The organism is Streptococcus sp. GMD6S, assembly GCF_000297015.1.
This window is the reverse complement of record NZ_AJRH01000004.1, coordinates 1-14462: the sequence shown is the minus strand read 5'-3', so window position 1 is coordinate 14462 and position 14462 is coordinate 1. Positions and strand designations below refer to the sequence as shown.

Here is a 14462-nt window from a genome sequence, read left to right as displayed (position 1 = left end):
AGAGTAAAAAATGTCAATTATTACTGATGTTTACGCTCGCGAAGTCCTAGACTCACGCGGTAACCCAACACTTGAAGTAGAAGTTTATACTGAATCAGGTGCTTTCGGACGTGGTATGGTTCCATCAGGAGCTTCTACTGGTGAACACGAAGCAGTTGAACTTCGCGACGGTGACAAATCTCGTTACGGTGGTCTTGGTACACAAAAAGCTGTTGACAACGTAAACAACATCATTGCTGAAGCAATCATCGGCTACGATGTACGTGACCAACAAGCTATCGACCGTGCTATGATCGCACTTGACGGTACTCCTAACAAAGGTAAATTGGGTGCAAACGCAATTCTTGGTGTGTCTATCGCTGTAGCTCGTGCTGCTGCTGACTACCTTGAAATCCCACTTTACAGCTACCTTGGTGGATTCAACACTAAAGTTCTTCCAACTCCAATGATGAACATCATCAACGGTGGTTCTCACTCTGACGCTCCAATCGCTTTCCAAGAATTCATGATTGTACCTGCTGGTGCACCATCATTCAAAGAAGCTCTTCGTTGGGGTGCTGAAATCTTCCACGCTCTTAAGAAAATCCTTAAATCTCGTGGTTTGGAAACAGCCGTAGGTGACGAAGGTGGATTCGCTCCTCGTTTCGAAGGAACTGAAGACGGTGTTGAAACTATCCTTGCTGCGATCGAAGCTGCTGGATATGTTCCTGGTAAAGACGTATTTATCGGATTTGACTGTGCTTCATCAGAATTCTACGATAAAGAACGTAAAGTTTACGACTACACTAAATTCGAAGGTGAAGGAGCTGCTGTACGTACTGCTGCAGAACAAATCGACTACCTTGAAGAATTGGTAAACAAATACCCAATCATTACTATCGAAGATGGTATGGACGAAAACGACTGGGACGGTTGGAAAGCTCTTACTGAACGTCTTGGTGGTAAAGTTCAATTGGTTGGTGACGACTTCTTCGTAACAAACACTTCTTACCTTGAAAAAGGTATTGCAGAAGGTGCTGCTAACTCAATCCTTATCAAAGTTAACCAAATCGGTACTCTTACTGAAACATTCGACGCTATCGAAATGGCGAAAGAAGCTGGTTACACTGCCGTTGTATCACACCGTTCAGGTGAAACTGAAGATTCAACAATCGCTGACATCGCAGTTGCAACTAACGCAGGACAAATCAAGACTGGTTCACTTTCACGTACAGACCGTATTGCTAAATACAACCAATTGCTTCGTATCGAAGACCAACTTGGTGAAGTAGCTGAATACCGTGGATTGAAATCATTCTACAACTTGAAAAAATAAAATAGTTCAGTGAACTATTTTATCCCGAACCTTGAAATTCAAAAGTTCGGCCGTTGATTTAACAACGTTTTTAGCCCCTCGGATTTTTTCCGAAGGGCTTTTTTTCTGTTCAGGGGGCAAAAAGGGGGCTGAGATTATGGTATAATAGACAAAAACACTTGTATTAGAAAGAAATTATGTCTAAAGAAATTGATATTGAGTACTATCACCAACTAGCCTTGCAAAAGCAAAAAGAGCACCGAAAAGTCTTAGCCAATCTAAAGAAAAAACCTCCTAAAAACTTAGATAAGATAGCCCAGCAAATTCACCAAGAAGTTTTTTCTGAGATTGATTGCACTGCCTGCGCTAACTGTTGCAAGACTTTGGGGCCCGACTTTAAAGAAGCAGATATCACCCGTATCGCTAAGTACTTTAAGATGAAATTACCGGCTTTTGAAGCGGAATTCCTTCAGGTGGATGAAGATGGTGATAAAGTTTTCAAATCCATGCCTTGCCCCTTTCTAGGAGGAGATAATCTCTGCTCAATCTACGACGTTCGTCCCAAGGCCTGTCGTGAATTCCCCCATACAGATCGGAAAAAGATCCATCAAATCAACCATTTGACGATTAAGAATACCTTGACCTGCCCAGCAGCCTATCTCTTTGTTGAGAAATTAAAAGATAAGTTATAGATTTTACACCTTTAAATCTTGTACAAAAATTCTGGGGCGGAAGTATCTTATATCTGTTAGACTATAGTTAGAATTGAACACGGCCTAAAAGCTGTGTGAAAAAGATGAAATTTTTTCGGAGCAGGAGCCCCTCCGTCAATTTTCCAATTTTCACTTTGCTTTTAACGGTCTTAGTATCTTTTGTGAGGTGAAAAAGAATATGATGCATCAATTCAATCGAACCATGGAATATCTGGAAAGTAAGTTGGACGCAGAAGTGGATTTGCAGAAATTCCAGCAGCTATCAGGCTATTCTTATGCTCTCTTTAGCAGGCTTTTTTCCATCCTAGCAGATATGACTTTAGCAGAATACTTGCGCAATCGCAGGCTGTCAGAAGCTGTGACGGACTTGCGGGAAGGCTCTGAGAAAGTCATTGACATAGCGATGAAATACGGCTATGAGTCTGCGGATGCCTTCAGCGCAGCCTTTAAGAAATTCCATGGGGCAACACCCTCAGAAGTTCGAAATGGAAAACCTTATCGGATCTTTCCTAGACTTCAATTATCCTTAAAAATCACAGGAGGAAAGAACATGGATATCAAGATTCAAAAGAAGCCTGCTTTTACCGTGGCAGGCGTCCTATTGGAGGCTATTGACAATAGCAAATGCCCGTCTGCTTGGGAGAATCTCTATAACAATCACAGCTTGGAAAGCCTAGAGAGTCTAGGGAGTGGCCAATCCTTTGGCGTCTGCTCGGATGTCAAAGAAGGCGAAATCATCAACTATATGGCTGCTTATGATGTGACGGATAAAACTAAAGCAGAAGAACTAGGTCTGTCCATCAAAGATGTCCCAGCTGCTGAATATGCTATCGTACCAGTCAAAGGCCCTATACCTGCTAGCATTCACAATGCTTGGAAATATGTCTTGGAGGTCTTTTTCCCAGAAACTGGCTATCGCCACTCAGGCTCACCAGACTTCGAAGTCTATACCGAAGGTGACATGTCGTCACCAGACTATCAAATGGAACTATGGATACCAGTGATTAAGAACTAGAACATTTTCTGACTTTTTATAAAGATGCAAATCGAACTCTGTAGAAGATATCTTTTACAGAGTTTTTAATTGTTGACATTCATGTCTGTAAACAAACAGACCATATTTTTTGTTTGGATTTTATGGGGAATGCGAATAGTTTTCTCGGTATAATAGTCCCATAGAAGATAAGGAGGCAGGAATATGCAGATGTATTTTGGAGATGTATCACTTTGCTATAGCTATTCATTGATAATGGCACTGGATGGCTATGGCTATGACTTTAAAGCAGAGTTTTTAGAGGCAATTATGGTGATGGGAAATGGCGCTAGTATCGTAAAGGAAGATGAGCAGCACCCTCTAGTATTCTTTGATAATGGAATGCCAGACCTTTCCATCTCACATTCCTTAAAAATACTATGTTTTGACTATGAGGATTTCTATCTAAAAAATGGAACAGAAGTAGATTTGGAAGAGATTAAAGGAAAGTTGGAAACGTTTCTGTCCAATGGACCAGTCGTACTGGGTCCTCTTGATATGGGCCACTTGACTTACAATCCAAATCACACAATGCTTTATGGTGTAGATCACTTTGTAATAGTGTATGCTGTTGATGGTCAGTATCTCTATTTGCATGATCCAGCTGGTTTTGCCTGTATGAAGGTTGCTTTTAATGACATTTTAGAAGCTTGGAAGGCAGAAGCTATTGACTATAAGCGTGGAGCATACTCCATGTGGGGAAATTTTAAGAAGGTCAAGAGTCCTAGTCAAACTCAAATCTATCAAGAAACGGCGAGGATTATGAGATCCAGATATCTGGATGGACAAAGTAATGTCTTGGAATGTTATGCAAAAGCAGTTGCTGAAAACGGCTTAAATACGGAGCAAAAGCAATTGCATCAGTATTTCAGCTTTAAACTTGCTGCTGTTCGAAATCTCTATCTCAGTAAATTCTTAAAAGACCATGATCCCGAAGGGGCAAGATTAAAAGAGGAATTGGCTTCTTTATTTGGTCAAGCTCACCTTTCGTGTTTAAAAGAAGATTACCAAGAATTAGCCCACTTGCTCTATCAGATAGCTGAAGTGGATGGTCGTTTTAGAGATTTATATGTAAAGTAGTGACTATAAGCATAAAAAAATAGTTAGTAAAAGCAGCTTTTCGTAAAATGAAGAACTGCTTTTTGATTATGGTATAATGAAGTAAGAAAATAGCTTATTCTAGTTGAAGATGAAGGGAGAACTCCCATGCCTAGACCAAAAACGAAAGAGGAGCTAGTGTTAGCCTCTAAGGAAAACTATGAAAAGCTCAATCACCTTATATCTAAATTAAGTGAAGAGGAGCTACGGATTCCTTTTGATTTTTCAAAAGACAAAAAGAAAAAAGAAGCTCACTGGAATAGAGATAAAAATCTACGGGATGTTTTGATCCATCTATATGAATGGCAGCAATTACTTTTAACTTGGGTACATTCTAATCAAAAAGGTCAAGAAAGAACTTTTCTCCCTGAACCTTATAATTGGAAAACTTATGGGGAAATGAATGTCGCTATTTGGAAGAAGCATCAGAAAACGTCCGTAGAAGAAGCGACCAAACTCCTCAATCAATCGCATAAAAAGGTTTTAGAGTTAATGGAAGGCTTCAGCAATGACGAATTGTTCACAAAAGGTACCTATAAATGGACGGGTGGGACAAGTCTAGGTTCCTACTTTGTCAGTAGCACCTCCAGTCACTATGACTGGGCTCTGAAAAAACTCAAAGCTCATCAGAAAAATTGTAAGAAACGTTAATTGAAGAGTTTATGAAGGTTGGAAAATCTTCTTCTAAGCTTCGAATAGCTTAGTTCTCGTGATTTTTGAGCTCTTCTAGCTTTAGAATCCTTCAAAAATTAAAATTTAAAGCTGTCATAGACTTAGAATAGATCTAAAAAATATATACAAATGCAATTCTAAACTTAGAATTGAATTTATATTAAAGTGATTATACTGTTCGATACTTAGAATGACTTGATTCTGAGAAATGTTGACTAGAAAATGGATCGAATGGCTTTTTTCTGATATAGGATGATAGATAGATGGGTGAGATGATGAACATACAAAAAGAGAAAGTTAGAAAAGAGTTGATGTCCCTCTGTTTGGGAGAGTTCACAGCCGTCCTATCTATTTGGTTTTGTTTTTTCCTTTTGAAAAATAGGCTTGGTGATTGGAATGGTTTGATCTCTATTCTTCATCCGTTGTCTTTACTGACATTTATTTTGCTTCAAGGTTCAATCTATTGGGCGATTTTGATTAGAAGACTCTCGAAACCTCAGTTCGGAAGTGAAAATGTCCCTAAACTATATGGTGTGCTCAGAATACTAGACCTCGTTTTACTTATTTCAGGCTTTCCTTTTATTGTCTGGAATGCACAGAGTGTCCTAGTGACTATCTTAGCCACGTTGATACAGCTTTTTGCCCTTATCGAATGGGTTAATTATTTCCTCCTACGCCTATCTTATAGTTTGAACCCTCTTGTTTTATGGAAACGAATTACCAAGGGAAAACTTGAAAAAAGCAGAATAGCCAAGGAGTTGGGGTAGGGGGAATGAATGTATGTTTTAGATACTATCAATATAAAACTTTAGTTGACGTTAAATAATATTAAAAATGAGTAGGAGAATATCTATGTCTGTAGGGTTAATGGTTGGTTATAATTGGTGGACTATAGGAGAAGGGAGTCTTTTTAATTCATTCTTTTCGACTATTTATGTTCGCTTAGAGAATAATGAGTGGGGAAGTAGATACCCAGTAATAATGAATAAGCTTTACTGGGGAGATGTTCCTTTTGAATCTGTTGAAAGAGGAATAGCTGAGTTGGTATCTATCCAAGAGGAGTTGAAAAAATTTCTCCCTCAGGATGTTATATGGGATTTTGAAGATTTGTCACTCACTCCTCCTTGGGGAAATAATATCGCAGAGCATATAACAAATTTATCACATTATTTCATAACGAGTTCCGGAAAAGATTTAATAGAAGTTTTGCTGACTAGTTTTAGATTTGCACTTGAGCACGGTCAAAATGTGAGTGTAAAAAGTATTTGAAACTCAATAAATCAAAGGTTCATTTATGCTATAATGTTCTTAATGAATTTTCAGAAAGGAAACTCAATGTCCTACAAATTTCTACTTTTCGATCTCGATCACACCTTGCTTGATTTTGATGCTGCTGAGGATGTGGCACTGACGCAACTTTTAAAAGAAGAAGGAGTTGCAGACATTCAAGCCTATAAAGACTATTATGTTCCTATGAACAAGGCTCTCTGGAAGGACTTGGAACAAAAGAAAATCAGTAAACAAGAACTGGTTAACACGCGCTTTTTACGTTTGTTTGCTCATTTTGGACTGGAGAAAGACGGTAGGTTACTTGCTCAGCGTTACCAGTTTTTTCTAGCCCAGCAAGGACAAATCCTTTCGGGAGCTCATGAACTTTTGGACTGTCTCATTGAGCGTGATTATGAGCTGTACGCTGCGACAAATGGCATTACTGCTATTCAGACAGGTCGTTTGGCTCAATCAGGTCTGGCTCCCTATTTCAACCAAGTCTTTATCTCCGAGCAGTTGCAAACGCAAAAACCTGATGCACTATTCTATGAAAAAATTGGTCAACAGATTACTGGATTTTATAAAGAAAAGGCCCTTATGATTGGAGATTCTCTAACCGCCGACATTCAAGGTGGCAATAATGCTGGTATTGATACTATCTGGTACAATCCCCATCATCTGAAAAACAAGACGCAAGCCCAGCCGACTTATGAAGTTCATTCTTACCAAGATATACTGGATTGTTTGGATACTATGTAGTACTTTTTCTAAGAGGGGATGATATGGAAACTAAAGTCATTGAAGAGATTGACAACTTACTAAATCTCATAGAGCAGTATCAGTTAAAAGGTGTGGTTGCTCAAGTAAATTCGTTAAAAGAGTTAAAGTATATCATAAGCAATCATATAGAGTTAAGTACTCGAGAGAAGATGAATATCCACTATTCACTCTTTCTCCCTAGGGGTGGTTTATCTGAACTCTACTATATGGACGCTAATCTTGAACGGATGATGTCTGTAAATAATCAACTTTCCTATTCTATTGATACAATCGAAAAGTTTTTAATGGCTGATTGATACTGTGAATAGTAATGTCAAATAATAGGGTCAATAACAGTATATATAAGAACTGTAAAAAGTGGTTTAGATAGCCACTTTTTGCTATAATAGAAGCAGTAAAAACGAAGGAATAGTAAACGATGGCAAGACCAGAACTTTCTCTTTATGAACCATTGTATACACTAAAGGAAGTTGATCAAAATATCTGGATAGCAGATGGTGACTTGATACAAATGGATATGAAGGTCTTCAAACTACCTTTTCAGACACGTATGACAGTGATAAAGTTAAACGATGGAAAACTCTGGATTCATTCTCCTATTGCGCCAAATGAGGAGCTCTTTACTGAACTGGACGCTTTGGGCAAAGTTGCTTACCTAATTTCACCCAATAAGATTCACTACGCCTATATTGCAGATTGGAAAAAAAGATATCCTTATGCACAAGCATGGTCTAGTCCAGGAGTTGAAGAGAGAGCAAAAAGTCAGAATGTCATGGTGGAATTTGATGCTCCTTTAACTGATAAGGCACCTGACTTATGGTCTGATGAGATTGATCAACTTATTTTTAAGGGAAGTTCTGTCATCGAAGAGGTCGTGTTTTTTCATAAATCGACTAAAACACTCATTGTAACGGACCTTATAGAGAATTTTGAACCAGAAAAGATAGCTAGTCCAATCCGAAGAAAAATTTATCGTTTAGCCCGTGTAACAGTCCCTGATGGGCAAACTCCTATCGATTATAGGATGACTTTTTTTAGAAGACAAATAGAGGCAAAGGTTTCCTTTTCCCGTATGTTAAACTGGAAACCGGATAAGATCATTCTTGCACATGGTTTATGCTTTTTTAAAAATGGTACGGATGAATTAAGACGTGCTTTTAGATGGATACGATAAAGGAGAGAAAGATGCAACATTCGTCTTGGCATGCTTTGATTAAGGAGCAATTACCTGAAGGTTATTTTGGGAAAATCAATCAATTTATGGAACAGGTCTATGCTCAGGGAATTGTCTATCCACCTAAGGAAAAAGTTTTTCAGGCTCTCTTGACTACACCACTTGAAGAAGTGAAGGTGGTGATTCTAGGGCAAGACCCCTATCACGGGCCAGGTCAGGCGCAGGGCTTGAGTTTTTCTGTACCCGATGCTATTCCAGCGCCACCGTCCTTGCAAAATATCTTGAAAGAATTGTCAGATGATATCGGGGTTAAGAAATCTCATGATTTGACGTCTTGGGCTAAGCAAGGAGTCTTACTTCTTAATGCTTGCTTGACGGTCCCTGCTGGTCAGGCAAATGGTCATGCTGGGCAGATATGGGAGCCTTTTACTGATGCCGTGATTCGGGTTGTCAATAATCTAGACAGACCTGTAGTCTTTGTACTCTGGGGTGCTTATGCACGCAAGAAGAAGGCCTTGGTTACCAATCCTCACCACTTGATTATCGAATCAGCCCATCCTAGTCCTTTATCAGTTTACAGAGGATTTTGGGGTTCCAAGCCTTTTTCCAAGGCCAATGCATTCTTAATAGAGACAGGACAAGAGCCAATCGATTGGCTTAGATAAGGAGATAATATGCCTCAGTTAGCGACGATTTGCTACATTGATAACGGAAAAGAACTGCTCATGCTCCATCGCAATAAGAAGCCCAACGATGTCCATGAAGGCAAATGGATTGGTGTGGGTGGAAAGCTAGAGCGAGGTGAGACTCCACAGGAATGTGCAGCGCGTGAAATCCTCGAAGAAACAGGGCTCAAAGCCAAGCCAGTACTTAAAGGTGTTATCACTTTTCCTGAATTTACGCCAGATTTAGACTGGTACACCTTTGTTTTTAAGGTGACAGAGTTCGAGGGTGACTTGATTGACTGCAATGAGGGGACCTTAGAATGGGTTCCCTATGATGAAGTCTTAAGCAAGCCAACTTGGGAGGGTGATCACACCTTTGTTGAGTGGCTTTTAGAAGATAAACCTTTCTTTTCAGCAAAGTTTGTTTATGATGGGGATAAATTGTTGGATACCCAAGTTGATTTCTATGAATAAAGGAGAAAGCAGATGCTACTAATCAAAAATGGTCGTGTAATGGATCCCAAGTCTGGTTTGGATCAAGTGTGTGATGTTTTAGTGCAAGATGGGAAAATTGTCAAAATAGCTGCCGAAATCAAGGAAGAAGGAGCAGAGCTAATTGATGCTACGGGCCTTGTTGTTGCGCCTGGACTAGTCGATATCCATGTTCATTTCCGTGAACCTGGTCAAACTCATAAAGAAGACATTCATACTGGGGCCCTAGCAGCCGCTTCAGGTGGCTTTACAACCGTTGTCATGATGGCTAATACTAGTCCAACCATTTCGGACGTAGAGACTTTGAAAGAAGTTCTCCAGTCTGCTGCCAAGGAAAAGATTAACGTCAAGACAGTTGCGACTATTACCAAGAACTTTAATGGCCAAGACTTGACAGACTTTAAGGCTCTTTTAGAAGCTGGAGCCGTTGGTTTTTCAGATGATGGAATTCCGCTTGAAAGTAGTAAAGTGGTTAAGGAAGCAATGGTAGAAGCCAAAAAACTCAATACCTTTATCTGCCTTCATGAGGAAGATCCAGGTTTGAATGGAATTCTTGGCTTTAACGAAAACATCGCTAAAGAACATTTCCATATCTGTGGAGCGACAGGAGTGGCTGAGTACGCTATGATTGCGCGCGATGTTATGATTGCCTATGCAACCAAGGCCCATGTTCACATTCAGCATTTGTCTAAGGAAGAAAGTGTCAAGGTGGTGGAGTTTGCTCAAGGACTAGGTGCGCAGGTCACAGCAGAAGTAGCGCCACAGCATTTCTCTAAGACAGAAGCTCTTCTTTTAACTCAAGGAAGCAATGCCAAAATGAATCCTCCACTTCGTTTGGAGTCAGACCGTCGTGCCGTTATCGAAGGTCTCAAGTCAGGTGTTATCACAGTTATCGCAACGGACCACGCGCCTCACCATGCAGATGAGAAAAATGTTGAAGATATCACCAAAGCACCATCTGGTATGACAGGTTTGGAAACCTCTCTTTCTCTTGGTTTGACTTATTTGGTGGAAGCTGGTGAGTTGAGCTTGATGGAATTGCTAGAAAAAATGACTGTCAATCCAGCCAAGCTTTACAACTTTGAAGCAGGTTACTTGGCTGAGAATGGTCCAGCGGATATCACTATCTTTGACGCTAAGGCTGACCGCCTTGTGGACTCCCATTTTGCGTCAAAAGCAGCTAATTCCCCATTTATCGGTGAAACTTTAAAAGGGCAGGTTAAATATACCATCTGCAAGGGACAAATTGTCTACCAAAACTAGATGGGATTCTGCTCTAGAAACTATAAGAATAGAGAGCGTATATGTATCCAACCCATCAATTTAAAGACAAGTTTGTCTTATTTCTTAAGATATTTTTCCCTATTCTGATCTATCAATTTGCCAATTATTCTGCCTCTTTTGTTGATACAACCATGACTGGGCAGTACAATACCATGGACTTGGCGGGGGTGTCAACCGCAACGAGTCTATGGAATCCTTTCTTTACTTTTTTAACAGGGATTGTTTCGGCCATGGTTCCCATCATAGGCCATCATCTGGGACGGGGCAAAAAGGAAGAAGTAGCATCTGATTTTTACCAATTTATCTACTTGGCTTTCGGACTGTCTTTGGTCTTGCTTGGAATGGTAGTATTCTTAGCGCCACCTGTCTTAACCAACATCGGACTAGAAGCTCAAGTGGCGGCAGTTGCAGTTTCCTATCTTTGGTACCTGTCTATTGGAATTATTCCCTTGTTGCTGTTCAGTGTCATTCGCTCTTTGTTGGATTCTCTTGGATTGACCAAGCTATCTATGTACCTCATGCTCCTATTACTTCCGCTCAATAGTGGTTTTAACTATCTCTTGATATATGGAGCTTTCGGTTTCCCTGAGCTTGGTGGCGCAGGAGCAGGACTAGGAACTTCACTAGCCTATTGGGTTTTATTGGGGATTTCTATTCTTGTTTTATTCAAACAAGAAAGGTTAAAAGCGTTACATCTTGAAAAACGCATTCCACTAAATATAGATAAAATCAAGGAAGGTGTTCGATTAGGTCTACCAATCGGGGGAACCGTATTTGCTGAAGTAGCCATTTTCTCCGTGGTTGGACTAATCATGGCTAAGTTTTCATCGCTCATCATTGCCAGTCACCAGTCAGCTATGAATTTTTCGAGTCTCATGTACGCTTTTCCCATGAGTATTTCCTCTGCTATGGCGATTGTTGTGTCTTACGAGGTGGGGGCTAAACGTTTTGAGGATGCAAAAATCTATGCTCGTCTAGGGAGAGTAACCGCCCTTATTTTTGCAGGTCTTACCCTGTCCTTTCTCTACATTTTTAGAGATCGTGTAGCAAGTCTATACGGAAATGACCCTCAGTTCATTGAAACCACGGCTGTTTTCCTGACATACAGTCTCTTTTTCCAGTTAGCTGATACCTTTGCGGCTCCGCTCCAAGGAATTTTAAGAGGGTATAAGGACACTATCGTTCCTTTCTATCTTGGCTTAATCGGATATTGGGGAGTAGCGATACCACTAGGATATCTACTAGATCAAGTAACTGACTTAGGGGCATTTGCCTACTGGATTGGGTTAATTGCCAGCTTGATTGTTTCTGGTTGTTTGTATCAATGGCGTTTGAAAACCGTAATGAAAAGATTGAGCTAATTTTAAGAAATTATCCTGAAAAACAACTTTGTGAAAAAATGCTCTAACTAGAGAGAATCCCTGTTTTAACAGGGATTTATTTTTTTATATTGTGAAATTTTATTAGCCATATACTTTGACAGTGTATACTAAAAAAGGTAAAATAGTAAGGTAAGTACAAAGTTAGAAAGGCAAGATTATGTCAACTTTAGATAAGAATCTTTTGCTAGAGATGTTCCGTAAGATGGAAGAAATCCGTCGCATGGACTTAAAAATTGCTCAGTTAGTGAAAAAGGGGAAAGTTCCTGGTATGACTCACTTTTCTGTCGGAGAGGAAGCTGCTAACGTCGGAGCGATGCTGGCTCTTAATCCAGATGATCTGATTACCTCAAATCACCGTGGACATGGACAGGCTATTGCCAAAGGGATTGACCTCAATGGAATGATGGCTGAAATCCTCGGGAAATACACTGGAACCTGTAAAGGAAAAGGTGGTTCTATGCATATCGCTGACCTGGGTGCTGGGAACCTTGGTGCAAATGGTATCGTTGGTGGTGGTATGGGAATCGCTGTTGGTGCAGCCCTCAGTCAGCAAATGCAACATACTGGTAAAATCGTTGTCTGCTTCTTTGGAGATGGTGCGACCAACGAAGGTGTTTTCCACGAAGCAGTGAACATGGCTTCTATTTGGAAACTTCCTGTTATTTTCTACTGCATTAACAACGGTTATGGGATTTCTGCGGATATCAAGAAAATGACCAATGTGGAGCATATCCATCAACGTAGTGCGGCATATGGAATTCCTGGAATGTTTATCGAAGATGGAAACAATGTCATCGACGTTTATGAAGGATTTAAGAAAGCCGTAGATCATGTTCGTGGTGGCAATGGCCCAGTCTTGATTGAAAGTGTAACCTATCGCTGGCTTGGTCACTCATCATCTGACCCTGGTAAATATCGTACGCGTGAAGAAGTGGAATTGTGGAAACAAAAAGACCCAATCGAAAATCTTCGCAAATACCTCATCGAAAACAATATTGCAAGTGTAGAAGAATTGGAAGAAATTCAAGCACAAGTCAAGGAAGCGGTAGAAGCTTCTGTTAAATTTGCGGAAGAAAGCCCATTCCCACCACTAGAATCAGCATTTGAAGATATTTACGCAGACTAAGGAGAAAGAGATAAAAATGGAAACAAAAACAATGTCGTTCCGTGACACCATTATCCTTGCTATGTCTGAGGAAATGCGTCGCGATGAAAATGTGTTCTTGATGGGAGAAGACGTCGGTGTCTTCGGAGGAGACTTCGGTACTTCTGTTGGAATGCTCGAAGAATTTGGTCCAGAACGCGTTCGTGACTGTCCGATTTCTGAAGCAGCAATTTCTGGAGCAGCAGCAGGAGCAGCCATGACAGGACTTCGCCCAATCGTTGATATGACCTTTATGGATTTCTCAGTCATTGCCATGGACAATATCGTCAACCAAGCTGCTAAAACACGTTATATGTTTGGTGGTAAAGGTCAGGTTCCAATGACTGTACGTTGTGCAGCTGGTAACGGAGTTGGTTCTGCGGCCCAGCACTCGCAATCTCTAGAGTCTTGGTTTACACACATCCCTGGTCTCAAGGTTGTAGCTCCAGGTACGCCTGCTGACATGAAAGGACTGCTCAAGTCTTCTATCCGTGATAACAACCCAGTTATCATTCTTGAATACAAGTCCGAATTTAACCAAAAGGGGGAAGTGCCAGTTGATCCAGACTATACAATCCCACTTGGGGTTGGGGAAATCAAACGCGAAGGAACAGATGTAACAGTTGTTACTTACGGGAAAATGCTTCGTCGTGTGGTTCAAGCTGCTGAAGAATTAGCAGAAGAAGGAATTTCTGTTGAAATTGTAGACCCACGTACCCTCGTTCCGCTTGATAAGGATATCATCATTAACTCAGTGAAGAAGACTGGTAAGGTGGTGCTTGTCAACGATGCTCACAAAACAAGTGGCTATATCGGAGAGATTTCAGCTATTATTTCAGAATCAGAAGCATTTGATTATCTAGACGCACCAATCCGCCGTTGCGCCGGAGAAGATGTGCCAATGCCTTACGCACAAAATCTAGAAAATGCAATGATTCCAACAGTTGAAAGCATCAAAGATGCCATCCGTAAAACATATAACAAAGAATAGAATTACATAAGATAAGTTATGTAAAATAATTGTTGTTTTTAACTTTAGTAACTTAAGATATGTTTTGTATCTAAGTTGTTTGTAAAGTTGCGACAGGAGGGAGTCGAATCGATGTTATTCGACGAACGACTTAGTAAGTCTACAAGGTTGACCGCCTAATAGCGGCAACCGTAGCAACTTGAGATACGTGTTGTATCCAAGTTGCTTGTAGAGTTGAACACGGGCTAAAAGCTCGGAAAAAAGATAAATCTCCTTGACTTCATCGAAGCCTGCGTAGATTTCCTATTTTTCAGTCGCTTTTTGACGCCCTTAGTATCATGTAATTGAATTCGGACGGAGGTCTGCGAAAAAAAGAAAGATTTCCTTGTGTTCATCGAACACATCGTCAATCTCCTATTTTCACTTTGACTTTTTCGCCCTTAGTATCATAATTAGAATTGGAGAGGTCATGGCTGATGACAAGCTAAGAGC

The 14462-nt window shown here is 40.4% G+C and carries 16 protein-coding genes; all 16 read left to right on the top strand.

What is annotated here, in order from left to right:
• The first annotated feature begins 10 nt into the window (after positions 1-10).
• The 16 genes from eno to GMD6S_RS00555 all read left to right on the top strand — a co-directional run bounded on the left by eno (position 11) and on the right by GMD6S_RS00555 (position 13991).
• Positions 11-1315 carry a surface-displayed alpha-enolase gene (gene eno / locus GMD6S_RS00630; RefSeq protein WP_000022821.1) on the top strand — a complete coding sequence of 435 codons (1305 nt, stop codon included), beginning with the start codon at positions 11-13 and terminating at the stop codon, positions 1313-1315.
• A gap of 176 nt (positions 1316-1491) precedes the next feature.
• Positions 1492-1986 (top strand): YkgJ family cysteine cluster protein, encoded by a 495-nt coding sequence (locus tag GMD6S_RS00625; RefSeq protein WP_000031484.1) that lies wholly within the window; start codon positions 1492-1494, stop codon positions 1984-1986.
• Between the two features lie 199 nt (positions 1987-2185).
• Positions 2186-3022: an AraC family transcriptional regulator gene (locus GMD6S_RS00620; RefSeq protein ID WP_000972225.1), complete on the top strand. Its 837-nt coding sequence runs from the start codon at positions 2186-2188 to the stop codon at positions 3020-3022.
• Between the two features lie 183 nt (positions 3023-3205).
• Positions 3206-4120: a hypothetical protein gene (locus tag GMD6S_RS00615; RefSeq protein WP_001178529.1), complete on the top strand. Its 915-nt coding sequence runs from the start codon at positions 3206-3208 to the stop codon at positions 4118-4120.
• 126 nt (positions 4121-4246) lie between these two features.
• Complete coding sequence (locus GMD6S_RS00610; RefSeq protein ID WP_001137896.1) at positions 4247-4789, top strand: ClbS/DfsB family four-helix bundle protein; 543 nt, start codon at positions 4247-4249, stop codon at positions 4787-4789.
• A gap of 284 nt (positions 4790-5073) precedes the next feature.
• Entirely contained in the window at positions 5074-5577 is a 504-nt protein-coding gene (locus tag GMD6S_RS00605) for a hypothetical protein (protein WP_000504319.1), read from the top strand.
• Positions 5578-5662: 85 nt separating this feature from the next.
• Complete coding sequence (locus GMD6S_RS00600) at positions 5663-6079, top strand: immunity 70 family protein (protein ID WP_000110626.1); 417 nt, start codon at positions 5663-5665, stop codon at positions 6077-6079.
• A gap of 66 nt (positions 6080-6145) precedes the next feature.
• Positions 6146-6838 (top strand): YjjG family noncanonical pyrimidine nucleotidase, encoded by a 693-nt coding sequence (locus GMD6S_RS00595; RefSeq protein WP_000120618.1) that lies wholly within the window; start codon positions 6146-6148, stop codon positions 6836-6838.
• A 23-nt stretch (positions 6839-6861) separates the two neighbouring features.
• Complete coding sequence (locus GMD6S_RS00590; RefSeq protein WP_000448761.1) at positions 6862-7155, top strand: hypothetical protein; 294 nt, start codon at positions 6862-6864, stop codon at positions 7153-7155.
• Positions 7156-7277: 122 nt separating this feature from the next.
• Positions 7278-8033 carry a DUF4336 domain-containing protein gene (locus GMD6S_RS00585; protein WP_000113582.1) on the top strand — a complete coding sequence of 252 codons (756 nt, stop codon included), beginning with the start codon at positions 7278-7280 and terminating at the stop codon, positions 8031-8033.
• A gap of 11 nt (positions 8034-8044) precedes the next feature.
• A complete protein-coding gene (locus tag GMD6S_RS00580) occupies positions 8045-8698 on the top strand; it encodes a uracil-DNA glycosylase (RefSeq protein ID WP_001164848.1) in 654 nt (217 codons plus the stop codon).
• Between the two features lie 9 nt (positions 8699-8707).
• Positions 8708-9172 carry an NUDIX hydrolase gene (locus tag GMD6S_RS00575; protein ID WP_001135765.1) on the top strand — a complete coding sequence of 155 codons (465 nt, stop codon included), beginning with the start codon at positions 8708-8710 and terminating at the stop codon, positions 9170-9172.
• Between the two features lie 12 nt (positions 9173-9184).
• Entirely contained in the window at positions 9185-10453 is a 1269-nt protein-coding gene (locus GMD6S_RS00570; RefSeq protein ID WP_000924512.1) for a dihydroorotase, read from the top strand.
• Positions 10454-10494: 41 nt separating this feature from the next.
• Positions 10495-11835, top strand: coding sequence for an MATE family efflux transporter (locus tag GMD6S_RS00565; protein WP_000283626.1), 1341 nt, complete (start codon positions 10495-10497; stop codon positions 11833-11835).
• A 178-nt stretch (positions 11836-12013) separates the two neighbouring features.
• Positions 12014-12982, top strand: a complete 969-nt coding sequence (locus GMD6S_RS00560) for a thiamine pyrophosphate-dependent dehydrogenase E1 component subunit alpha (RefSeq protein ID WP_000105374.1) — start codon at positions 12014-12016, stop codon at positions 12980-12982.
• Between the two features lie 16 nt (positions 12983-12998).
• A complete protein-coding gene (locus GMD6S_RS00555; protein WP_000448714.1) occupies positions 12999-13991 on the top strand; it encodes an alpha-ketoacid dehydrogenase subunit beta in 993 nt (330 codons plus the stop codon).
• Positions 13992-14462: the final 471 nt, after the last annotated feature.